This window comes from Rhizobium sophoriradicis (genome assembly GCF_003939025.1).
GTDB lineage: Bacteria > Pseudomonadota > Alphaproteobacteria > Rhizobiales > Rhizobiaceae > Rhizobium > Rhizobium sophoriradicis.
In genome coordinates this window covers 50,037-71,445 of sequence record NZ_RQIH01000007.1, presented here as the reverse complement: position 1 = coordinate 71,445, position 21,409 = coordinate 50,037, and the positions used below count along the sequence as shown (strand labels likewise).

The window sequence follows — 21,409 nt, the reverse complement described above, 5'->3', positions numbered from 1 at the left end:
ATCGCTTCGGACATCACGTTCCGACCGCAACGGATCTCATAACGCGAATGTCAGCAGTCGTGACTTGCTGCCGAGGCGGCGATCACTACACAGCGAAGACATCGCAAACATGAAAGGAACCCAATGCTGTCTTCGATCCATCTGCTGCAGCCGCATCTGCTGAGCCTGCTGCGCATCATCTCCTCGCTTGTGCTTTTCAGCTACGGCACGCAGAAGATCCTGCATTTTCCCGCCGCGGCAAGCGTGCCGCCGATGGGCTCGCTCTCCTGGATTGCCGGGCTGATCGAACTCACCCTCGGCTTCCTCGTCCTGGTCGGATTCCAGACCCGCATCGCGGCCTTCGTGCTTTCGGGCCTGATGGCCTTCGCTTATTTCATCGGCCATGCGGGAAAGAGCTTTTATCCCGCGCAGAATGGCGGCGTCGCGGCGATCCTGTTCTGCTTCGTATTTCTTTATCTGGTGGCGGCAGGCGCTGGGCCGCTCAGCGTCGACAGCTTGACGAAGCGCAACCGCGCTGCGGCCTGACGAATGACGGACAGGCCGAGGCAGCCAATGGCCGCCTCGGCATTTTCGCGGGCTCCGCCAATTTCACGCGGATCGCCAAGCCTCAGAGCTTGACCCAGGCGCCGTTTCTCTTCGACGAGGCAACACAGGCTTCGACGAAGGCGACACCCTTCACGCCGTCATCGACTGTGGGATAGACTACCGCCTTGTCGACCGCCTTGCCCTTCTTGCGGGCGTTGATCGCATGCGCGGCTTCCGTATAGATCGTCGCGAAGGCCTCGAGATAACCTTCCGGATGCCCTGACGGCACGCGCGTAACCCGGCCGGCAGCAGCTCCGGCGCCGGCGCCGCCACGGGTGATCAGCCGCTTCGGTTCACCGAAGGGCGTGTACCAGAGGTAATTCGGATCCTTCTGCGTCCATTCCAGGCCGCCCTTGCTGCCGTAGACGCGGACCATCAGGCCGTTCTCATGGCCGGGTGCGACCTGGCTGCACCAGAGCATGCCCTTGGCCGGCTTCTCCGAGCCCTTCGCCTTGAAACGCAGCATGACATGCGCATTGTCGTCCAGCCGGCGGCCGGGCACGAAGCTGTCGAGATCGGCGGCCAGGCTGTCGAGTTCCAGGCCCGATATGAACGAGGCCAGGTTATAGGCATGGGTGCCGATATCGCCTGTGGAGCCGCCGACGCCGGACTGGGCCGGATCGGTGCGCCAGGCGGCCTGCTTCTGGCCGGTCTGCTCGACCGCTTCGGTCAGCCAGTCCTGCGGATATTCGGCCTGGACGACTCTGATATCGCCGAGTTCGCCGTTCGCGATCATCTCGCGCGCCTGGCGGACCATCGGATAACCGGTGTAATTATGCGTCAGAATGAACAGCGCGCCGTTTTCGTCGGCGACCTTTTTCAGCTTCTTGGCATCGGCAAGGTTCGAGGTCAGCGGCTTGTCGCAAATGACGTGAATGCCGCGCTTCAGGAATTCCTTGGCCGCATCATAATGCACATGGTTCGGCGTGACGATCGCCACCGCCTCGATGCCGTTCTTCAGCTTCGCCTCGCGGATGGCCATCTCGCGGTAGCTGGAATAGGTCCTGGACGGATCGAGGCCGAGGTCGCGGCCGGACTGAACGGCCTTTTCAGGCGTCGACGACAGTGCGCCGGCAATGAGATCGTATTGATCGTCGATGCGCGCCGCGATCCGGTGCACCGCACCGATGAACGCGCCGGCGCCGCCGCCCACCATGCCGAGCCGGATGCGCGGCTCGCGGGTCTGTTCCGATGATGCTTCGATTGCCATTCTTGTCCTCCTGAAATTTGAACTTGTGCGGATGCGCCCCTCATCCGGCTGCCGCCACCTTCTCCCCGTTCTGACGGGGAGAAGGGGATATGCCGCGACCTCTCCATCCCTCGCTAACGTCTCGCAAGGCAAGTCCCCTCTCCCCGTCAGAACGGGGAGAGGGTTAGGGTGAGGGGCAGCCTCCATGCATGCCCGAAGTCTCAGAGCCCCAGCATCCGCCGGTTGGCCTCCTGATCCGTACCGCTGCCGGCAAAATCGTCGAAGGCTTTTTCGGTGACGCGGATGATATGGGCGGCGACGAATTCAGCGCCTTCGCGGGCGCCGTCCTCCGGGTGCTTCAGCGCGCATTCCCATTCGACCACGGCCCAGCCGTCGAAATTATTGGCCGTCATCTTCGAGAAGACCGCGCCGAAATCGACCTGGCCGTCGCCGAGCGAACGGAAGCGGCCGGCGCGTTCCACCCAGCCCTGATAGCCGCCATAAACGCCCTGGCGCCCGGTCGGATTGAACTCCGCATCCTTGACGTGGAACATCTTGATGCGGTCCTTGTAGATGTCGATGTTCTCGAGATAATCGAGGCACTGCAGGACGTAATGTGAGGGGTCGTAGAGCATGTTGGCGCGCGGGTGGTTCTTCACCCGCTCCAGGAACATCTCGAAGGTGATGCCGTCATGTAGGTCTTCACCCGGATGGATCTCGTAGCATACGTCGATGCCGTTTTCATCGGCATGGTTGAGGATCGGCGTCCAGCGGCGGGCAAGCTCGTCGAAGGCGGTCTCGACCAGACCGGCGGGACGCTGCGGCCAGGGATAGATGAACGGCCAGGCCAGCGCGCCGGAGAAGGTCGCATGCGCCTTGAGGCCGAGATTCTTCGACGCGGTCAGCGCCATCTTGACCTGCTCGACCGCCCATTCCTGGCGGGCCTTCGGATTGCCCCGCACTTCGGGCGCTGCGAAACCATCGAATGCTTCGTCATAGGCCGGGTGAACGGCAACGAGCTGGCCCTGCAGATGTGTGGAAAGTTCGGTGATCTCGATGCCGTTTTCACGGGCCTTGCCGGCGAACTCGTCGCAATAATCCTTGGATGTCGCAGCCTTCTTCAGATCGATCAGCTGGCTCGCCCAGGTCGGCACCTGAACGCCCTTGTAGCCGATATCGGCTGCCCATTTGGTGATTGCGTCCCACGAATTGAAAGGCGCTGCATCGCCCGCGAACTGGCCAAGGAAAAGGCCGGGGCCCTTGATCGTCTTCATGTCAGATTCCTCCCTGAACATCGACCGTAAACGTTTCTGATAACTTGTAGCACGCAATTTTGCGGGAGCAAGGCGCTTCCTTGCTTGCTGTCGTATTTGGCGCAGAGCCGGATGGTGTATGGCTGCGAACTAACCATGATGGGCATTGGCGGGCAAGAGGTACGTGCAGCATTTTCGCCTGCTCGCCAAAACGACGGCAAAAAAATGCGCCCATCCTTACGAATGGGCGCGCTTGCATAGCGGATCAATCAGAACGGAGAATCCGGGAAGTAGAAGTCCTTGGCATTCTCCTTGGTGACGAGCGTCGCGTCGAGGATGTAGTTGCCGTGGACGGGAACCTGGTCGTAGAGAGCAGCCGCCGTCAGCTCCATCGCCGTGCCGACCATTGCCGGCGGATAAAGAACGTCAACCGGGATCAGCTTGTCGCCGTCCATGACCTTCTTGATCATGTCCTTGGAACCGGCACCGGCGACGACATACTGGATGTCGGTGCGCTTGGCCTGCTCGATCGCCTGAAGAACGCCGACGGCCATGTCGTCGTCCTGGCACCATACGACATCGATTTTCGGGTACTTGGTCAGATAGTCCTGCATGACCTTGAAGGCGTCGTCGCGGTTCCAGTTGCCGTACTGGCGATCAAGAACCTTGACCTTCGAGCCGGCGATGCCCTTGTCGAAACCGTCCTGGCGCTGCTGGTCGATGGGGATCGGCAGGCCGCGGATGACGACGACTTCAGCCTCCGGGGTTTTTTCGGCAATGTATTTGCCGGCGACTTCGCCGAGCGCCGGATTGTTGCCGGCGACATAGAGGTCGCGTACGGAGTTGTCGTTGTTCGACGGTGCACGGTCGACCAGCGCCACGAACTTGCCCTTGTCCTTGACTTCCTTGATGGCGTTGACGAGCGGATCCGGATCCGAGGGCAGGATGACGAGCGCATCGATGCCCTGCGTATCGAGGTCCTGCACGGCATTGGCCTGCGTCGCAGCATCCGGCGAAGTCTTGACGATGACGTTCAGACCCGGATGTTCGGCCATCAGCTTCTTGGCAATACGCTCGGCATGGAACACGACCCCGGAAGTCCAGCCGTGATCGGCCGCCGGAATGGATACGCCGATCGTGTAGTTCTTGTCCTGGGCGTAGGCTGCGCCGGCAAAAGCCACCCCCGCAACCGCCAGACCCAACATGAGCTTGCGCATGCTATTTCCTCCCAAAAATATCAGGGACTTTTCCAATCCGAGCCGGGTGCCCTGTAAAGCCCGGCCAATCCGAGAACCGCCTGCTTTACGATTTGCGCACCAGCGACCGCTGCACCAGCATGGCGATGATGATGATCGCACCCTGGATCGCGCCGATCAGATACTCGCTGATGAAGTTCGAGAGCAGCATGATGTTGCCGACGAGTTCGAGAATGAAGGCGCCGCAAATCGTGCCCCAGACGCGGCCGGCGCCACCCTTGAGGGCCGTGCCGCCGACGACGACGGCGGTAATGGCCTGCAGCTCCCACAGAATGCCGGTCGTTGCCGAGGTGGAGCCGAGACGCGGCACATAGAGCAGCACGGCGATCGCCACGCAGAGGCCCTGGATGACAAAGGCAATGGTGCGCACGCGATTGACCGCGATGCCCGAATAGCGCGCGACGTCACTGTTCGAACCGACAGCGACGACATGGCGGCCGTAACGCGTGCGATACAGGATAAAGGCCGCAATCGCGGTCACGACGAGGATCACCACGATCGGAACCGGAAGACCGAGAATATTGCCGAAATAGGCCGGCCGGTAGAGCGTCTGGATGTCGCTCGAGCGCAGCGTGATCGCGCCGCCCTGCGACAGCCAGGTGGTCAGGCCGCGATAAATGCCCATGGTGCCGAGCGTGGCGATGAAAGGTTCGATTTTGCCGACGGTGGTGATGAGCCCGTTGGCGAGGCCGCAAAGAGCACCCGCAATGACTGTGAAGAGCACAGCCGCGGTCAGCATCAGCACCGGATCGGCAATGACGCCCGAATTGATCAGCAGGATCATTAGACTGGCGACAAAGGCCACCATCGCGCCGACGGAAAGATCGAGATCTCCGGCCGAGATCACGAAGGTCGCGCCGACAGCGATAATGGCGATGAAAGCGCAGCGTGTCGCGACGTTGGCAAGATTGGTGATGCCGATGAAATTCGGATTGACCAGCGCGCCGACGATGAGAAGCAAGGCCAAAGCGGCAAAGGGTGCAACTGCGCGCAGATCAACGTCACGCCAGGACCTGCGCCGGATTTCCCTGGTCTCCTCGTTAACACTCATGTCCAAAACCAACCTCCCGTCCCAGACTGCCTGGGCATTTATCTATTGTCCGCGTCGGCAAAGTCCCGCCCGCTCTCAGCTCTTTATTCTCTGCTGTCGTCTTCCGAACCCGCGGCATGCTGTTGGGCGACATGCATTTAGGCCGCCGCCTTCTTCTTGAGCCCGGCGGCGTAGCGCATGATCTCCTGCTCGGAAATCTCGTCTCCCTCGAGCACGCCGACGATATGTCCCTCGCGCATCACCACCACCCGGGTGCAGAGTCCGATGACCTCGGGCATTTCCGAGGAAACGACGATGATCGATCGGCCGTCGCGGGCGAGCGCCGAGATGAAATGATAGATCTGCTGCTTGGTGCCGACGTCGATGCCGCGGGTCGGCTCGTCGATGATGATGATGTCAGGCTCGGTCTCCATGACCTTCGCCAAGAGCAGCTTCTGCTGGTTCCCGCCGGACATGCGGCCGGCAATGATATTGCCGTCGCGAACCCTGATGTCGAAGCGGCGCTTGGCCGTCGCCAGCGCAGCCGCTTCACTGCCGGGGCTGAGATAACCGTGGCGAGAATGCCTTCCGAGCGATTGCAGCGTTAGATTGGTCATCATGCCGGAGCGCAGCAGCAAGCCCTTCGACTTGCGGTCCTTGGTCATGTAGGCAAGCCCGCAGCGGTTGGCCGCATGCACATCACCGGAGGGAACGTTTTGCCCCTTGATGACCACTTCCCCCTCAAGGCGGGTTCGCAGGCCGGCGATCGCCTCCATCAATTCGGTGCGGCCGGAGCCGATCATCCCGGAAAAGCCGATAATCTCGCCCTTGCGCACCTCAAAGCTCGCATCCCTGACATAACCAGTCGACACCGAGGAGACGCTCAAGACGATTTCCTCGTCGACATCCGGCTCGACTTTGGCGGGATAGAGGCTGGAAAGCTCGCGGCCGACCATCAGCTGCGCAATCGATTCCCCGTCGAGGATTGATGTCGGTGACGTCTTGACCCACTGGCCGTCGCGCAGCACCGTCACCCGATCGGTCAATTCCATCACTTCGTCGAGCTTGTGGGAGACGAAGACGAAGCTGGTGCCCTGGTCGCGCAGCTTGCGGACCTGCTTGAAGAGCATATTCGTCTCTTCCCGCGACAGCACGGCCGTCGGTTCGTCCATGAACACGACACGCGCGTCGCGGCTGATTGCCTTGGCGATCTCGACCATCTGCTTGTCGGCGATGGAAAGCGTGCTGATCAGCGCATTTTCGTCGACATGCGAGCCGAGCACATCGAGGACCTTGCGCGTTTCCGACCGCATGTATTTGCGGTCGAGCACGCCGAAACGCGTCACCTCACGCCCGAGAAAGAGGCTCTCCGTCACGGTCAGGTGTTCGGCAAGATTGAATTCCTGGTGGATGATGACAATGCCGAGCGCCTCCGCCGCGCCATTGGGCGGCAGCACGACAGGCTTGCCGTCGAGCAGGATTTCACCGGAACTCGGCTGCTCGAAGCCCGACAACACCTTGACAAGGGTGGACTTGCCGGCACCGTTCTCACCCATGAGGGCATGGATCTCGCCGGCGCGGAGATCGAAGTTCACGCTGAACAGGACCTGCACGCCGCTGAAAGATTTGCATATGCGCCTGGCGGACAGCACCACGGGTGCGGTGTCGGCGATTTCCACGGTCATCATGCCTCCCCCAGAGCGCTTTGCAATTGGCAATGCACCGGCAACGCTCCATCACTTTGAACTAGCGCAGATTCCGTTTCTGAAAACAGCTTTCGCTTTTCCGGCGTTTGCGCTGGCGGCTCCCGTCCGCTTTGAACCTTATGTAAACCTTTACATCATCCATGTAAAGGTTTACATCGTGGATTAGCACAGATCCGTTGAAGCCTGCCTTTGACCTCTCGACAAGTCTGTGTAGTGTCGCGGCGAAGACAGCCCCAAGGCAGAGCTCAGTGTCGAATTCCACACCCGCAACAATCGAAGACGTCGCCCGGATCGCCGAAGTCTCCATCGCAACGGTTTCGCGGGCGATCCACACGCCGGAGAAGGTCGCCAACTCCACACGGCTCAAGGTCAACCAGGCAATCGCCGTCACCGGCTACACCACCAATGCCATGGCGCGCAGCCTGAGGCTCGGTCGCTCCAATATGATCCTCGTGGTGGCGCCCGACATCGGCGACCCCAATTTCTCCAATATCCTCGTCGGCCTGGAGAACGAGGCGCGGGCGCACGGTTACGGCGTCCTGATCGGCCACACGCAGAACGACGCCCAGCGCGGCCTGGAGTATCTGAAATTCTTCAACTCCAACCAGGCGGCCGGGCTGATCCTTTTCACCGGCATCCTGCCCTTCGGCCATCAGACCATGACCGCGCGGCTGCCGCCGAGCGTCGGCGTTTTCGAACCCGTCTTCAACGGCGGCATTCCCTATGTCGGCGTCGACGATACCGAAGGCGCGCGAAAGGCGGTGGATCTGCTGCTGGCCGAAGGCCATCGCAAGATCGCCTTCATCGGCGATTCGCGCACCCGGCTTGCCTATGTCAGGCGCCGCATGGGTTACGATGCCGGCCTCGACGCCGCCGGCGTCCCGCCGGATCTCAGGATCGTGCTGGAAGGCGACGGCACGATCGAAAGCGGCCGGCATGCGGTCGAACAGCTCTTCATGCGCGACACGCTCCCGACCGCCTTCATGTGCGTGAACGATCAGACGGCAATCGGCGTGATGATCGGGCTCGGCGCGCGAGGCTACGACATTCCGCGCGATTTCTCGGTGACCGGTTTCGACGACGTGCCGCAGGCCGTCTTCATATCCCCGTCGCTGACGACGATCCGCCAGCCGCGAACGGCGATCGGCAAACAGGCGATGGCGCTGCTGTTGGAGCTCTTGTCCGATGGTCGGCCGGCCGAGACGGAAATCCTGCTGCGGCCGGATCTGGTGGTTCGAAACTCCGTCTCCGCGCCGTCGCGCAATTGGTTGAAACGCTGACGCCAACCGAAAAAGGTAGCGCCGGCGACCGATGGCCGCCGGCGTCTGCCATCAGACGTAACGGTTGACGACGTTTTCGAGCAGTTCCTGCTTGCCGGATCTCGGCTGCGGGTTGACGTCCTTGGTCTCGACCCAGTTGTTGATCTCATCCAGCGAGTATTCGCCGCGGAAGAGCTTCTGCGCCTCGGCCGTTTCCCAGCCGGCATAACGATCGGCGAGCGGCTGCGACAGGGCCTTGTCCTCGATCATCTTGGCGGCGGCCTTCAGGCCGCGGGCGCAGCAATCCATGCCGCCGATATGGCCGATCAAAAGGTCCGCAGGATCGAGCGACTGGCGGCGCAGCTTGGCGTCGAAGTTGGTGCCGCCGGTCTTGAAGCCGCCGCCGGCCAGAACGTGGTAATAGGCAAGCGCCATTTCCGGAACATTGTTCGGGAACTGGTCGGTGTCCCAGCCGGACTGGTAGTCGTTGCGGTTCATGTCGATCGAGCCGAAGATACCGAGCGCATTGGCGAGCGCCAGCTCATGTTCGAAAGAGTGGCCGGCGAGGATCGCATGCCCCTGCTCGATATTGACCTTCACCTCGTTTTCAAGGCCGTGCTTCTTGAGGAAGCCGTAAACGGTCGCGACGTCATAGTCATACTGGTGCTTGGTCGGCTCCTGCGGCTTCGGCTCGATCAGGATCGTGCCCTTGAAGCCGATCTTGTGCTTGTACTCGACGACGAGGTTGAGGAAGCGGCCGAGCTGGTCGAGCTCGCGCTTGAGATCGGTATTGAGCAGCGTCTCGTAACCTTCGCGGCCGCCCCAGAGCACGTAGTTCTCGCCGCCGAGCTTCTGCGTGGCGTCGATGCAGGTCTTGACCGTCGCGGCTGCGAAAGCAAAGACATCGGGATCCGGGTTGGTCGCCGCACCCGACATATAGCGCCGGTTGGAGAACAGGTTGGCCGTACCCCAGAGCAGCTTGGTGCCGGTCGCAGCCTGCTTCTCGGCGAAATAATCGACGATCTCGTTGAGGTTTCTGGTGTTTTCGGCAAAATTCTTGCCTTCAGGGCGCACGTCGGCGTCGTGGAAGCAGTAATAGGGCGCGCCGAGCAGCGAGAAGAATTCAAACGCGACGTCGGCCTTGAGCTTGGCAGCCTTCATCGTGTCTTCGAACCAGGGGCGCAGGAAGGTCTGGCCGCCGAAGGGATCGCCGCCCGGCCAGGTGAAGGTGTGCCAATAGGCCACCGCAAAACGCAGATGGTCTTCCATGCGTTTGCCGAGAACGATCTCGTCCGGCTGGTAATAGCGGAAGGCCAGCGGATTGGTGCTGTCGGGGCCTTCATATTTGATCTTCTGGATATCGCCGAAAAATCCGGTGCTCATGTCAGGTCTCCTTGGGTTCTCGTAGTTCAGTTTGATCGTTCGTGCCGTTCAGCCCCCTCATCCGACCCTTCGGGCCACCTTTGCCAGGGGCGACCCGCGGGTCTCGCCCCGTCATTCGGACCCCCCAGGGGAGAAGGTGCCGGCAGGCGGATGAGGGGCCGCTGGCTCCAGTTTCAATGCGCCAGCGACTTGATCGCCGGATAGAGTGCACGGTAGCGCGTGTAGGCATCCTCGTAAGCGCCGCTCAGCGAAGCCACCGGCTCGATCGTGTCTGATGTCACCGGCGGCGTGCAGACAGCAATCGGATCGGCACCCGTTGCCGCGATCAGGCCGAGGCGGGCGGCACCGAAGGCCGCGCCGAAATCGCCGTCGGCGGGCAGATCAACCGGAACACCGAGCGCAGTGGCGATCGACGCCAGCCAGTAGCGCGAGCGTGAACCGCCGCCGATCGCCGTGACGCGGGAGATGCCGGTGCCGGCCGACCGCAGCGCTTCGAGATTGTCGCGGATGGCGAAGGCGACACCTTCGAGCACGGCCTGGGTCAGCACGGCGCGGCTGCTTTCATGTTCCAGCCCGATGAAGGCGCCGCGGATGACCGCATCATTGTGCGGCGTACGCTCGCCGGAGAGATAGGGCAGGAAGGTGACGCCGGTCGGCGCCTTCAGCGTCTCGCCGAGTTCGCCGGTGAGATCGGCGGCCGACTTGCCGGTCACGCCGGAATGCCAGTTGAGCGCATCGGTCGCCGACAGGATGACGCCCATCTGGTGCCAGGTATTCGGCAGCGCGTGGCAGAAAGCATGCACGGCGCTTTCCGGCTTCGGCAGATAGGAGCCGTTGGCGGCAAAAAGCACGCCCGACGTGCCGAGTGAGACGAAGGCCGCACCATCGCTGACCGTGCCCATGCCGCAGGCAGAAGCGGCGTTGTCGCCGGCGCCGCCGGCAACGACGACATCCCCTGATATGCCCCATTGCGCCGCAAGTTCCGCCCGCAGCTTGCCGGCCTGTGCAGTGCCTTCGACGAGCGTCGGCATCTGCTCCTCGGAAAGATCGGTGGCGGCGAGCAGATCGGACGACCAGACGCGCTTGCCGGTGTCGAGCCAGGAGGTGCCGGCCGAATCCGACATTTCGGAAATATATTCGCCGGTCAGCCAAAGACGCAGATAGTCCTTCGGCAGCAACACCTTGGCCACCTTTGCGAAAACGTCAGGCTCGTGCTTCCTGACCCAGGCGAGTTTAGGCGCGGTGAAGCCGGGGAAGACGATATTGCCGGTGAGTGCGCGGAAACGCGGATCGGCGTCGAGCGCCGCGGCCTCGACATGACTGCGCGTATCGTTCCAGAGGATGCAGGGGCGCAGCACCTTGTCGGCGGCGTCGATCAGTGTCGCGCCGTGCATCTGGCCGGAAAGGCCGATACCCCTCACCGCGGCAAGCTCTTTCGGATGTTTCGCCTTGAGACCGGCGAGGGCCTCTTGCGTGGCGCGCACCCAATGGGCCGGCTCCTGTTCCGACCAGCCGGAATGCGGGCGCGAAACGTCGAGCGAACCGTTGGCCGAGCCGACGATCGTCTGATCGCCGTCGATCAGCATCGCCTTGACGCCGGAGGTTCCGAGATCGAAACCGAGATACATCTGGTATTCTCCTTTGCCGTTACGGCAGATTGTCTTTCAGGAATATGTCGAGACGGATGCGCTCCTGCGCGTCGATGACTGGGAGCCCGTCCGCCTTGGCTTTCAGCACGCGGATCGCGCTGCGCACTTCGTGGCCGGCGTCCTGATTGAGGATCGCATCGATCGTATTGTCGATCAGCGCCGCCCGCGTATGGGTGGTCAGTTCATGGGCGATGACGGTCAGCGTCCTGTCGACGGCCTTCTCCTTCAGCGCCCGGATGAGGCCGCGATTGCCGGCGCCGAGGCTGTAGACGCCGACAATGCCGGCATTCCTGGCAAGCGCGTCGGCGACGAGCATATGGGCGATCTCCGGATCGTCACGGCCTTCGAGCACCGGCAGGATCGCCAGATCGGGAAATTCCTCGGCCATGACTGCAGTGAAGCCCTCCAGCCGCTCGCGATGGTCGCGCACCAGCATGGATCCGGCGAGCACGGCGATCTCGCCCTTTCGCGGCCTGAGAAAGCGGCCGAGCAGACGCGCCGCTGTGCGGCCGGCCGCGATATTGTCGACGCCGGCATAATGGTGGCGCAGCGAGCCCGTGAGGTCGGACACCAGGGTGACGATGGGAAAGCCCGCATGCACCAGCTTGTCGACGGTGGCGCACACCTCAGGTGCATCGGTGGCGACCATGGCAACGCCGCAAGGCTTTTCCCGAGAGAGCTCTTCGAGCATAGCGACGAGAGCAGCCGGATCGAAGGCCGGCACCTCGATGGTGCGAATATCAGTGCGTTCGGCAGCCGAACGGAGGATCGCTTGCCGGATTTCCCCGTTGAGCCCGTGCATGAAGGAATTGTCGCTGGCCGGCAGGATGAACACCAGCGGATAGGTGCGGCCCTTCGCAAGATTGGCGGCAGCCACGTCCCTGATGTAACCAAGCTGCCGAATCGCGGTCTCGACCTTTTCGCGCGTCACATGGCGCACACCCGGACGCCGGTTGAGCACCCGGTCGACAGTCGCAAGGCTGACCCCGGCGGCGGCAGCGATATCGTGAACTGTTGGCCTCATCATTCCTCCTGATGAGACCATTAACGCCAATTCTGATGTACGTAAATCAAAAAATCGAAGGGGGTGACTCGCGCATTGCGTTTCCGCATCGCCGCCGGCCTGGAGCCGGTCAGCAGGTCGATTTTTGGCTGATCGCATAGAGGCTGGAAAACTGCAAACAAAAAGGCCCTCCGGAGAGGGCCTTTTCGAGGAGCGGAGGCCGGAGGTCAGTGGCCGCCGCCACCTCCACCGCCGCCTTGCGGCGCGGGTTTCTTGATCATTGCTACACCGAGGATCATTGCGAGAAAGAGCACGGTCAGGATCAGGAATACGTCACTGAAGGAGAGGATGACCGCCTGTTCGGTGGCAAGGCCGACCATCTGCTTGATCGCGACCGACGCCCCGTCCATGCCATAGCTGTTGAAATTGGCAGTCATATTGTTCATCTGGTCGATCGCCGCCGGGTTGCCCCAGTCCATGTTCTCCCGCAGCCGCTCATAGTGCACGTCCTGCCGGTTGGTGAGCACGGTATTGATGACGGCAAGGCCGACGGCGCCCCCAAGGTTTCTCGTCAGATTGAACAGGCCGGACGCACCGCGAATGCGCGAGGGCGGCATCGTGCCGAGCGCGATGTTGTTGATCGGCACCATGCACATCATCAGTCCGAAACCGCGCAGGATCTGCGGAATGAAAAGCTCGTAGAAATCCCAGTCCGCGGTCAGGTGCATCATGATATAGGTGCCGGCGGCGAAGCTGACGAAGCCGATCACCATCATCAGGCGCAGGTCCATCTTGGTCGACAACCGGCCGGCGATCGGCGCGGTGAAGAACATTGCCAGGCCGGAAACGAACATCGTCTCGCCGATCATCAAAGAGTCATAGCCGCGGATGCGGCCGAGATAGACCGGGTAGATATAGGTGAGGCCATAGAGGCCGATGCCCATGACGAAGGAAAATACCGATCCGAAGGAGAAATTTCGGTTGGCGAAAGCCTTGAGGTCGACGACCGGAAAATCCACTGTGAAGGCGCGATAGAAGAACACGATGGCTGCGGCGCCGGAGGCAACCGCGGCAATGGCAATGGCACTGTCGTTGAACCAGTCGTTGGAATTGCCCTCTTCGAGCACATATTCGAGGGCGCCGAGGAAGACGCCCATCGAAACCAGCCCCCACCAGTCGAACTTTTTGAAGAGCGACAGTTCCGGCTTGTCGAAATCGATGAAGTTCCAGGTGACGATCGTGACGACGATGCCTGGAATGATATTGACGAGGAACAGCCAATGCCAGGAGAAGGCGTGGCTGAGATAGCCGCCGACGGTCGGGCCGATGGTCGGTGCAAGTGTCGCGATCAGGCCGATGATCGGCGAGACGATGCTGCGCTTCGAAGGCGGGAAGATCGTAAAGGCGGCCGCGAAAACCGAGGGGATCATGCCGCCGCCAATGAAGCCCTGAATGGCGCGATAGACGATCATCTGGTCGATATTCGTCGCCGTTGCCGCAAGAGCGCTCGCCATGGTGAAGCCCGCGGCTGAAATCGCGAAGAGATAACGTGTCGAGATGATGCGCGCCAGCGTACCCGAGAGCGGGATCATGATCACTTCGGCGATCAGATAGGATGTCTGGACCCAGCCGATCTCATCGCTACCGGCCGAAAGGCCGGCCTGGATCTCAGCAAGCGAAGCCGAGACGATCTGGATGTCGAGGATCGACATGAACATGCCGAGCACCATCGCGAAGAAGGCGATGAGTTTCCTCGGATCCATGCGGTCCTCGGCGTGAGCAGGCGCTGCCGGGATCGAACCCGCTGTCGCTGTCGCACTTGCGGCCATGGGACCACCTCCGCCTTTTATAAGGCTTACTTGCTGGGCGCCGTGCGGGTATCGACGTCGACCACGACGCTGAGGCCCGCGCGTAGCCGCCCGCTGTCGAGCGCATCCTGCGGCAGCGCGATGCGCACCGGCACACGCTGGATCACCTTGGTAAAATTGCCCGTCGCATTTTCCGGCGGCAGCAGCGAAAAGACCGAGCCGGACGCCGGCGAAATCGATTCAACGGTGCCGACGATGGGATGGTCGTCATAGGCATCGACATGGACGTTGACCTTCGAGCCCGGGACGAGATGCTGGATCTGCGTTTCCTTAAAATTGGCGTCGATATAAAGCTGGCGCACCGGAACGAGCGCCATCAGGCGCTGGCCGGGCGAGACGAGATCGCCTTCCTGCACGGACCGGTTACCGACGATGCCATCATAAGGCGCCTTGAGCACGGTGAAGGAGAGATCACGGGCGGCTTTGTCCCGGGAAATTTCCAGCGAACGGACCGAACCCTCCGCCTCCTTGCGCTGGGCCTGAAGGATGGTGATGTTGGCCTGCGCCGCGGCAATATTGGCGTCACCGGCAGCAAGATTGGCCTTGGCTTGGTCGAGCGCGATATTGGCATTGTCGAGATCGGCAGCAGTGCCGACCGACTTTGCCTGAAGCTCGCTCTGGCGCTTCTGGGTTATTTCGGCACCGCGAACGGCCGCTTCGAGTGCCACCTTCTGCGCCTGCGCTTGAGCGAGGCTCGCATCGGCGCCTTCGATCTGCGCATCGATACGCTGCAACGAAAGCTTTTCGGTGGCGATCTGGGCCTGGGCCTGATCGAGCGCGTTCTGGTAGTCGCCATTGTCGAGCGTGGCGAGCACGTCGCCTGCTTTGACTTCCTGGTTGGCGACAACGTTCACCTTCGCGACGTAGCCCGTGACCTTCGGCGAAATCGTTGCGATATCGCCCTCGATATAGGCGTCGTCCGTCGACACCATGAAGCGGCCGTTCGTCCACCATTCGTAACCATACCAGGCACCGCCTGCGAGAATGGCGAGCACGACAATCGGCAGCACTGGGCTGCGGCGCTTCTTGGCAGCCGCGGGTGTTGCGACCGAAGCCGGCGCCGACTGCGCGGGAGCAGGCGGCGCCTCGCGTGCCTCAGCCGTCGGAGCTTCCGCGACGGCGGCGACCTTTGCCTCTTCGGCTTCGGCGTTTTCGCTGACGATACGCGCGACGCTGCTTTTTGAATTGCTCGACATGGCCATTACCGATCTTGGTGTAATTGATCGAACTGAACGGTTCGGTTCAGTTGACATAAACCTGTTTTGTCGTCATATCAAGATGCATAGAACCCATCGGTTCGATTTCTTTTAAGGGAAAGGCGAAACCGTAAACACGGTTAAGGAGACATGACGCTGAAATCCGACAATGCCGCCGTATTCAGTCCTCCCGCTGCCGGAGGCCGGTTTGCCGCAGGCGAAGATCCGGCCAAGCGCCAGCAGATCCTCGACGGCGCCAAGCGCGTCTTCATGAAAATGGGCTTCGATGCCGCCAGCATGAACGATGTGACGCGTGAGGCCGGAGTTTCCAAGGGAACGCTCTACGTCTACTTCACCAACAAGGAAGAACTGTTTTCGGCGATGGTCGAAACCGAGCGCGCCGCCTTCGTAGCCGCTGTGCGCACGGCGCTTGCCGAACACGACGACCCCGAATCCGGGCTGTATGAATTCGGGATAAGCTTCGTCACCCATATGACCGACGAGAAGGTCATCACCGCCATGCGCACCGTTCTCGGCGTTCGAGACCGCATGCCTGCGCTCTGTCAACGCTTCTTCAAGGGGCCGGTCAATCTTCGCACCATAATGCGCGATTTTCTCGAACGCCACATCGCCGCGGGCACACTTGAGATCGATGACATCGATCTCGCCGCCGGCCAATTTCTCGATCTTGCCAGCGGCAGTTTCTTCAAGCTGCGCCTGTTCGGCAGCATGGAAGAACCGCCGAGCCGCGAAGAAATCGACCGCGTCATCCGCGGTGCGATCAAGGTCTTCATGGCGGCCTATGGCGCCCGCCGGCCCGCCACCGTCTGACGCCCTTTGTTGACGGCCGCCCTCCATCGGCCAAAACTCCGCAACAACGATCAAACCCGGCCGGCAGCTTTTTTCTAAGAAGGAAGCCGCAATCAGGAGAGATAAGGGATGAGCGCCATCGCACGGGCGATCTGGTTCATAGAGAGCCATTTCGAAAGCGATATATCGCTGGAAGAGATATCGGAAGCAGCCGGATTGTCGCGCTACCATCTGTCGCGCGTCTTCGGGCTGGTCACCGGCCACTCGATCAGCGGCTATATCAGGGGGCGGCGCCTCAGCCGCGCCGTGCCCGACTTGGTCAGCGGCTCATCCACCATCCTCGAGGTTGCGCTTTGCGCGGGCTACGGCTCCCACGAAGCTTTCACCCGTGCCTTTCGTGACCAGTTCGGCATGACGCCGGATGCGGTGCGCAGACAGGGGCACACCCGTAATCTCGTCTTACTGGAGCCGATCAGAATGGACCCCGCCCACCTCAGCGACCTCGAAGCGCCCCGCTTCGAAACCCTTCAACCACTGCTTCTTGCCGGCTTGGAGGAAACCTATCCCTATGGCGGCAATGCCGCCATCCCCTCTCTCTGGCAGAAGTTCAATGCCCATTTCGGCCATATATCAGGCCAGAAGGGCAACGTCGCTTACGGCATCTGCACACATATCGACGGCGAAGCGGAGAAATTCCGCTATATGGCCGCGGTCGAGATCTCCGATGCCGGCGATCTGCCGGCGGATTTTGCCACACTCAAGCTGCCGGGCCAGCGCTACGTCGTCTTCAACCATCGCGGCCATGTCTCCGGCATTTCCGCGACGATGAACCGGATTTTCGGCACATGGTGGCCGACCTCCGGCCTGGAGCACGGCGAGACGCCGGACATGTTCGAACGCTACGACGAGCGCTTCGACCCCTATAGCGGCACGGGCGTCACCGAAATCTGGTTGCCGATCAGAGCATGATGCCGAAAAGTGTGAGCGGTTTTCGGACGAAAGCATGCTCTAACTCTTTAACTTAGAACGGGATTCAAATTTAAGGCCGACCCGGCCTTAAATCATCCCGTTCTAGGGAATAAAAGTCACATCGATTTCGTATATCCCCTTGCGGCGCTTGCGCGGCCAGCCGCCGACACTACATTGCGGGGCGTCATCGCTCATGTGACGCAAAGGGGAAATACGCTGATGCAGGAAATTATGACGCTCATTCAGGATCCGGCCGCCTGGGTGGCGCTCATCACGCTGGTGGTGATGGAAGTCGTTCTCGGCATCGACAATCTGATCTTCATTTCCATCCTCACCAATAAGCTGCCGCCCGAGCATCGGGAGAAGGCACGCAAGATCGGCATCGGTCTCGCCCTCATCATGCGCCTGGCGCTGCTGGGCACCGTCGCCTGGATCGTGCAACTGACCGAACCGCTTTTCGAGGCTTTCGGACACGGCTTCTCCTGGAAGGACCTGATCCTGATCGCCGGCGGCCTGTTCCTCGTCTGGAAAGCCACCAAGGAAATTCACCACAGCGTCGATCCGATCGATCATGAGGAGGATTTTATCGCCACCTCGGCCACAACAGGCTTTGCATCGGCCATCGGCCAGATCCTGCTGCTCGACCTGGTCTTCTCCGTCGACAGCATCATCACCGCCGTCGGCATGACACCGCATCTGCCGATCATGGTGATCGCCGTCATTGCCGCCGTCACCGTGATGCTGGTCGCGGCAACTCCGCTCGCCAACTTCATCGAGAGGAATCCGACGATCGTCATGCTGGCACTCGCCTTCCTGCTGATGATCGGCACGACGCTGATCGCCGAAGGTATGGGCTTCCACGTGCCCAAGGGTTACGTCTACGTCGCCATGGCCTTCTCGGCGCTGGTCGAGGTGCTGAACATGTTCGCGCGCAACGCCCGCAAGCGGAAACGCGAAGGCGCTCACTGAGAATGGGATTGGGAGGGCGCGTCGCAATCGCCGCGACCCTCCCTCGCCGTCATCGGGCCGGTGCGGGCGCGGTTTTTCTTGACGCGCCGAATTGAATATGGCCTAAGGCCAGCCGAACGGACGATCGGCGGATAGTGCGGGCGCATGCCCTTTTTCCGGCCGGTTTGCCGAAGATATCTGCATCCTTCCGGCCGAACGTCGCTTTCCCGTGAAAGCAGTCCGGCATTCATTGACGGGCACACACAATGACAGTTTCCGGCACAGCTACCGGCGTTCGCGTCCGCATCGCTCCCTCGCCGACCGGCGAGCCGCATGTCGGCACCGCTTACATCGCTCTCTTCAACTACCTTTTCGCCAAGAAGCACGGCGGCGAGTTCATCCTGCGCATCGAGGATACCGATGCGACGCGCTCGACCCCTGAATTCGAGACGAAGGTGCTGGACGCGCTGAAATGGTGCGGGCTGGAATGGAAGGAAGGCCCCGATATCGGCGGTCCCTATGGCCCCTATCGTCAGTCCGACCGCAAGCCGATGTACCAGCCTTACGCGCAGGAGCTCCTCGACAAGGGCCACGCCTTCCGCTGTTTCTGCACGCCCGCGCGGCTGGAGCAGATGCGCGAAGCGCAGCGCGCCGCCGGCAAGCCGCCGAAATATGATGGACTCTGCCTCAGCCTGACGGCGGAGGAAGTGACGTCGCGCACCGCTGCCGGCGAAGCCTCGGTCATCCGCATGAAAATCCCGGCCGAAGGCTCCTGCGATTTCACCGACGGCGTCTACGGCGATGTCTCCATCCCCTGGGATTCGGTCGACATGCAGGTGCTGATCAAGGCCGATGGCATGCCGACCTATCATATGGCCAACGTCATCGACGACCATCTGATGCAGATCACCCATGTGGCCCGCGGCGAGGAATGGCTGGCGTCGGTGCCGAAACACATCCTGCTCTATCGCTATTTCGGCTGGGACCAGCCGGTCTTCATGCATCTGTCGCTGATGCGCAATGCCGACAAGTCGAAGCTGTCGAAGCGCAAGAACCCGACCTCGATCTCCTATTACTCCGCGCTCGGCTATATCCCGGAAGCGCTGATGAACTTCCTCGGCCTGTTCTTCATCCAGATCGCCGAAGGCGAAGAGCTGCTGACCATGGACGAGCTGTCGGAAAAGTTCGACCCCGACAACCTCTCCAAGGCCGGCGCGATCTTCGACATCCAGAAGCTCGACTGGCTGAACGGCCGCTGGATTCGCGAAAAGCTCTCCGAAGAGGAGTTCCAGGCGCGCGTGCTGACCTGGGCCATGGAAAATGAGCGTTTGAAGGAAGGTCTGCGCCTGTCACAGACCCGCATTTCCAAACTCGGCGAACTGCCCGACCTCGCCGGCTTCCTGCTGAAATCCGATCTCGGCCTGCAGCCGTCCGACTTCGCCAAGATCAAATCGCCGCCGGAAGAGATTCTGGAGATCCTCAACACCGTTCAGCCGGATCTCGAAAAGATTCTGGAATGGAATGTCGAGACGATCGAGGCGGAACTGCGCGCCATCTCCGACCGCATGGGCAAGAAGCTGAAGGTCGTGGTCTCCCCGCTCTTCGTCGCCGTCTCCGGTTCGTCGCGCTCGCTGCCGCTCTTCGATTCCATGGCGATCCTCGGCCGCTCGGTCGTGCGCCAGCGCCTGAAGCTCGCCGCGCAGGCGGTCGCCGCCCTCGTCGGCTCGAAGTAAGAACAGTCAGAGGATTTCGACAGTGGCTGACAACAAGACCGAAAACACTCTTTCCTCCGACGCGACCGAAGTGCGCGCCCAGAAGCTGAAGCTGCTGCGCGAACAGATCGGCGACGTCTATCCGGCGCATTTCCACCGGACGATGACCAATGCCGAGCTGACTGCGAAATACGAGAACCTAGAGCCGGATGCCGAGACGCAGGATGTGGTCACCGTCGCCGGCCGCGTCTATTCCTCGCGCAATTCCGGCATGTTCATGGATATCCATGACGCCTCCGGCAAGATCCAGATCTTCTCGCACAAGGACGTCACCGGCGAGGAAGCCCGCGCCCTGCTGCCGATGATCGACATCGGCGACATCATCGGCGTCAGCGGCGTCGTGCGCCGCACCAAGCGCGGCGAGCTAACGATCAACGCCCAGAAGATCGAAATGCTGACCAAGTCGCTGCTGCCGATGCCGGAAAAGTGGCATGGCCTTTCCGACATCGAGCTGCGTTATCGCAAGCGCCATCTCGACATCATGACCAACGAGGATTCGAAGCTGCGTTTCCAGCAGCGCTCGAAGATCGTCTCCGGCATCCGCCGTTTCATGGAAAATGACGGCTTCATGGAAATCGAGACGCCGATGCTGCAATCGATCTATGGCGGCGCAACCGCCGAGCCGTTCAAGACGCATCACAACACGCTGAAGCTCGACATGTATCTGCGCATCGCGCCGGAACTGTTCCTGAAGCGCACGCTGGTTTCAGGGTTGACCGACAAGGTCTTCGAGATCAACCGCAACTTCCGCAACGAAGGCGTCTCCACCCGGCACAATCCGGAATTCACCATGATGGAGTGTTACTGGGCCTATGCCGATTACGAGGACATGATGGACCTCGTCGAGCGGCTATTCGAGACCCTGGCGCTCTCCATTCACGGCACGACGGAATTCGACTTCGGCGACAAGCGGTTGTCCTTCAAGGGACCGTTCAAGCGCGTGCCGATGCCCGATGCCGTCAAACAAGCGACCGGCATCGATTTCCTGGCGATCAAGACCGACGAGGAAGCGCGCGCCGCCGCCAAGGCTGCCGGCTTCGCGGTCGAAAAGGATTGGACCTGGGGCGAATGCCTTGCCTCCATTTTCGAGGAAAAGGTCGAAGCCACGCTGATCCAGCCGTCGCATGTCATCCATTTCCCGAAGGACATCTCGCCCTTCGCCAAGGAAGTGCCGGGCGAGCCGCGCCTGGTCGAGCGCTTCGAAACCTATTGCAACGCCTGGGAACTCGGCAACGCCTTCTCGGAACTCAACGATCCCGAAGAGCAGCGCCGCCGCATGGTTGAGCAGCTCGAACAGGCGCATGCCCGCGGCGAAAAGGGAAAGCAGCTGGACGAGGAATTCCTCGATGCGATCGACCAGGGCATGCCACCGGCCGGCGGCCTCGGCATCGGCGTCGACCGCCTCATCATGCTGCTGACCAATGCACCGTCGATCCGCGACGTCATTCTCTTCCCGGCCCGCCGCAGCAAGGCCGACTGACCCTCAGAAACACGGAAAAAATAAAAGCGGAGTGCCGGCTGGAGCTCCGCTTT

General features: G+C 61.3%; 18 protein-coding genes. 8 read left to right on the top strand and 10 right to left on the bottom strand.

The features are described 5' to 3' along the window. Positions 1-123 precede the first annotated feature (123 nt). A complete protein-coding gene (locus EFR00_RS13140) occupies positions 124-525 on the top strand; it encodes a DoxX family protein (protein ID WP_077990758.1) in 402 nt (133 codons plus the stop codon). Positions 526-607: 82 nt separating this feature from the next. Here EFR00_RS13140 and EFR00_RS13135 read toward each other — a convergent pair whose 3' ends face one another. The 5 genes from EFR00_RS13135 to EFR00_RS13115 form a co-directional block, all read right to left on the bottom strand. Continuing rightward, positions 608-1,795 carry a Gfo/Idh/MocA family protein gene (locus tag EFR00_RS13135; RefSeq protein ID WP_077990760.1) on the bottom strand — a complete coding sequence of 396 codons (1,188 nt, stop codon included), beginning with the start codon at positions 1,793-1,795 and terminating at the stop codon, positions 608-610. Positions 1,796-1,995: 200 nt separating this feature from the next. Next, positions 1,996-3,048, bottom strand: a complete 1,053-nt coding sequence (locus tag EFR00_RS13130) for a sugar phosphate isomerase/epimerase family protein (protein WP_077990761.1) — start codon at positions 3,046-3,048, stop codon at positions 1,996-1,998. A 248-nt stretch (positions 3,049-3,296) separates the two neighbouring features. After that, a complete protein-coding gene (locus EFR00_RS13125) occupies positions 3,297-4,244 on the bottom strand; it encodes a substrate-binding domain-containing protein (protein ID WP_077990763.1) in 948 nt (315 codons plus the stop codon). Between the two features lie 85 nt (positions 4,245-4,329). Continuing rightward, positions 4,330-5,334, bottom strand: coding sequence for an ABC transporter permease (locus EFR00_RS13120; RefSeq protein WP_039622312.1), 1,005 nt, complete (start codon positions 5,332-5,334; stop codon positions 4,330-4,332). Between the two features lie 137 nt (positions 5,335-5,471). Then, complete coding sequence (locus EFR00_RS13115; RefSeq protein ID WP_038691393.1) at positions 5,472-6,998, bottom strand: sugar ABC transporter ATP-binding protein; 1,527 nt, start codon at positions 6,996-6,998, stop codon at positions 5,472-5,474. On the opposite strand from EFR00_RS13115, the gene EFR00_RS33005 reads away from it, so the two are divergent. Further along, positions 6,946-7,185, top strand: a complete 240-nt coding sequence (locus EFR00_RS33005) for a hypothetical protein (RefSeq protein WP_164519013.1) — start codon at positions 6,946-6,948, stop codon at positions 7,183-7,185. The two genes, EFR00_RS13115 and EFR00_RS33005, sit on opposite strands and share 53 nt — an antisense overlap. A gap of 82 nt (positions 7,186-7,267) precedes the next feature. Continuing rightward, positions 7,268-8,299, top strand: coding sequence for a LacI family DNA-binding transcriptional regulator (locus tag EFR00_RS13110; RefSeq protein ID WP_038691397.1), 1,032 nt, complete (start codon positions 7,268-7,270; stop codon positions 8,297-8,299). A 51-nt stretch (positions 8,300-8,350) separates the two neighbouring features. Here the strand turns inward: EFR00_RS13110 and xylA are convergent, their stop codons facing one another. The 5 genes from xylA to EFR00_RS13080 all read right to left on the bottom strand — a co-directional run bounded on the left by xylA (position 8,351) and on the right by EFR00_RS13080 (position 15,377). After that, positions 8,351-9,661, bottom strand: a complete 1,311-nt coding sequence (gene xylA, locus EFR00_RS13105; RefSeq protein ID WP_077990766.1) for a xylose isomerase — start codon at positions 9,659-9,661, stop codon at positions 8,351-8,353. Between the two features lie 173 nt (positions 9,662-9,834). Continuing rightward, on the bottom strand, positions 9,835-11,289 hold the full coding sequence (gene xylB / locus EFR00_RS13095; protein ID WP_077990768.1) for a xylulokinase: 1,455 nt from the start codon (positions 11,287-11,289) through the stop codon (positions 9,835-9,837). 19 nt (positions 11,290-11,308) lie between these two features. Further along, complete coding sequence (locus tag EFR00_RS13090) at positions 11,309-12,334, bottom strand: LacI family DNA-binding transcriptional regulator (protein WP_077990771.1); 1,026 nt, start codon at positions 12,332-12,334, stop codon at positions 11,309-11,311. A gap of 206 nt (positions 12,335-12,540) precedes the next feature. Continuing rightward, a complete protein-coding gene (locus EFR00_RS13085) occupies positions 12,541-14,142 on the bottom strand; it encodes a DHA2 family efflux MFS transporter permease subunit (protein ID WP_039622322.1) in 1,602 nt (533 codons plus the stop codon). Between the two features lie 26 nt (positions 14,143-14,168). Beyond that, on the bottom strand, positions 14,169-15,377 hold the full coding sequence (locus EFR00_RS13080) for an HlyD family secretion protein (protein ID WP_077990866.1): 1,209 nt from the start codon (positions 15,375-15,377) through the stop codon (positions 14,169-14,171). Positions 15,378-15,527: 150 nt separating this feature from the next. Between EFR00_RS13080 and EFR00_RS13075 the strand changes: the two genes are divergently transcribed. The 5 genes from EFR00_RS13075 (at position 15,528) to lysS (ending at position 21,356) form a co-directional block, all read left to right on the top strand. Then, the gene (locus tag EFR00_RS13075; RefSeq protein ID WP_038691407.1) at positions 15,528-16,208 is read left to right on the top strand and encodes a TetR/AcrR family transcriptional regulator; all 681 of its coding nucleotides are present in this window, start codon (positions 15,528-15,530) and stop codon (positions 16,206-16,208) included. A 108-nt stretch (positions 16,209-16,316) separates the two neighbouring features. Beyond that, the gene (locus EFR00_RS13070; protein ID WP_077990774.1) at positions 16,317-17,156 is read left to right on the top strand and encodes an AraC family transcriptional regulator; all 840 of its coding nucleotides are present in this window, start codon (positions 16,317-16,319) and stop codon (positions 17,154-17,156) included. 219 nt (positions 17,157-17,375) lie between these two features. Further along, on the top strand, positions 17,376-18,125 hold the full coding sequence (locus tag EFR00_RS13065) for a TerC family protein (RefSeq protein ID WP_039622327.1): 750 nt from the start codon (positions 17,376-17,378) through the stop codon (positions 18,123-18,125). A gap of 245 nt (positions 18,126-18,370) precedes the next feature. After that, on the top strand, positions 18,371-19,837 hold the full coding sequence (gene gltX / locus EFR00_RS13060; protein WP_077990777.1) for a glutamate--tRNA ligase: 1,467 nt from the start codon (positions 18,371-18,373) through the stop codon (positions 19,835-19,837). Between the two features lie 22 nt (positions 19,838-19,859). After that, positions 19,860-21,356: a lysine--tRNA ligase gene (gene lysS, locus EFR00_RS13055; protein WP_077990780.1), complete on the top strand. Its 1,497-nt coding sequence runs from the start codon at positions 19,860-19,862 to the stop codon at positions 21,354-21,356. The last annotated feature ends 53 nt before the right edge of the window (positions 21,357-21,409 follow it).

What these genes read in the sequence shown, in the direction of transcription:
- EFR00_RS13140 (WP_077990758.1), top strand. Translation starts at nt 124, where the DNA reads ATGCTGTCTTCGATCCATCTGCTGCAGCCGCATCTGCTGAGCCTGCTG.
- EFR00_RS13135 (WP_077990760.1), bottom strand. Translation starts at nt 1,795, where the DNA reads ATGGCAATCGAAGCATCATCGGAACAGACCCGCGAGCCGCGCATCCGG.
- EFR00_RS13130 (WP_077990761.1), bottom strand. Translation starts at nt 3,048, where the DNA reads ATGAAGACGATCAAGGGCCCCGGCCTTTTCCTTGGCCAGTTCGCGGGC.
- EFR00_RS13125 (WP_077990763.1), bottom strand. Translation starts at nt 4,244, where the DNA reads ATGCGCAAGCTCATGTTGGGTCTGGCGGTTGCGGGGGTGGCTTTTGCC.
- EFR00_RS13120 (WP_039622312.1), bottom strand. Translation starts at nt 5,334, where the DNA reads ATGAGTGTTAACGAGGAGACCAGGGAAATCCGGCGCAGGTCCTGGCGT.
- EFR00_RS33005 (WP_164519013.1), top strand. Translation starts at nt 6,946, where the DNA reads ATGCGCCTGGCGGACAGCACCACGGGTGCGGTGTCGGCGATTTCCACG.
- EFR00_RS13115 (WP_038691393.1), bottom strand. Translation starts at nt 6,998, where the DNA reads ATGACCGTGGAAATCGCCGACACCGCACCCGTGGTGCTGTCCGCCAGG.
- xylA (WP_077990766.1), bottom strand. Translation starts at nt 9,661, where the DNA reads ATGAGCACCGGATTTTTCGGCGATATCCAGAAGATCAAATATGAAGGC.
- xylB (WP_077990768.1), bottom strand. Translation starts at nt 11,289, where the DNA reads ATGTATCTCGGTTTCGATCTCGGAACCTCCGGCGTCAAGGCGATGCTG.
- EFR00_RS13090 (WP_077990771.1), bottom strand. Translation starts at nt 12,334, where the DNA reads ATGAGGCCAACAGTTCACGATATCGCTGCCGCCGCCGGGGTCAGCCTT.
- EFR00_RS13085 (WP_039622322.1), bottom strand. Translation starts at nt 14,142, where the DNA reads ATGGCCGCAAGTGCGACAGCGACAGCGGGTTCGATCCCGGCAGCGCCT.
- EFR00_RS13080 (WP_077990866.1), bottom strand. Translation starts at nt 15,377, where the DNA reads ATGTCGAGCAATTCAAAAAGCAGCGTCGCGCGTATCGTCAGCGAAAAC.
- EFR00_RS13075 (WP_038691407.1), top strand. Translation starts at nt 15,528, where the DNA reads ATGACGCTGAAATCCGACAATGCCGCCGTATTCAGTCCTCCCGCTGCC.
- EFR00_RS13070 (WP_077990774.1), top strand. Translation starts at nt 16,317, where the DNA reads ATGAGCGCCATCGCACGGGCGATCTGGTTCATAGAGAGCCATTTCGAA.
- EFR00_RS13065 (WP_039622327.1), top strand. Translation starts at nt 17,376, where the DNA reads ATGCAGGAAATTATGACGCTCATTCAGGATCCGGCCGCCTGGGTGGCG.
- gltX (WP_077990777.1), top strand. Translation starts at nt 18,371, where the DNA reads ATGACAGTTTCCGGCACAGCTACCGGCGTTCGCGTCCGCATCGCTCCC.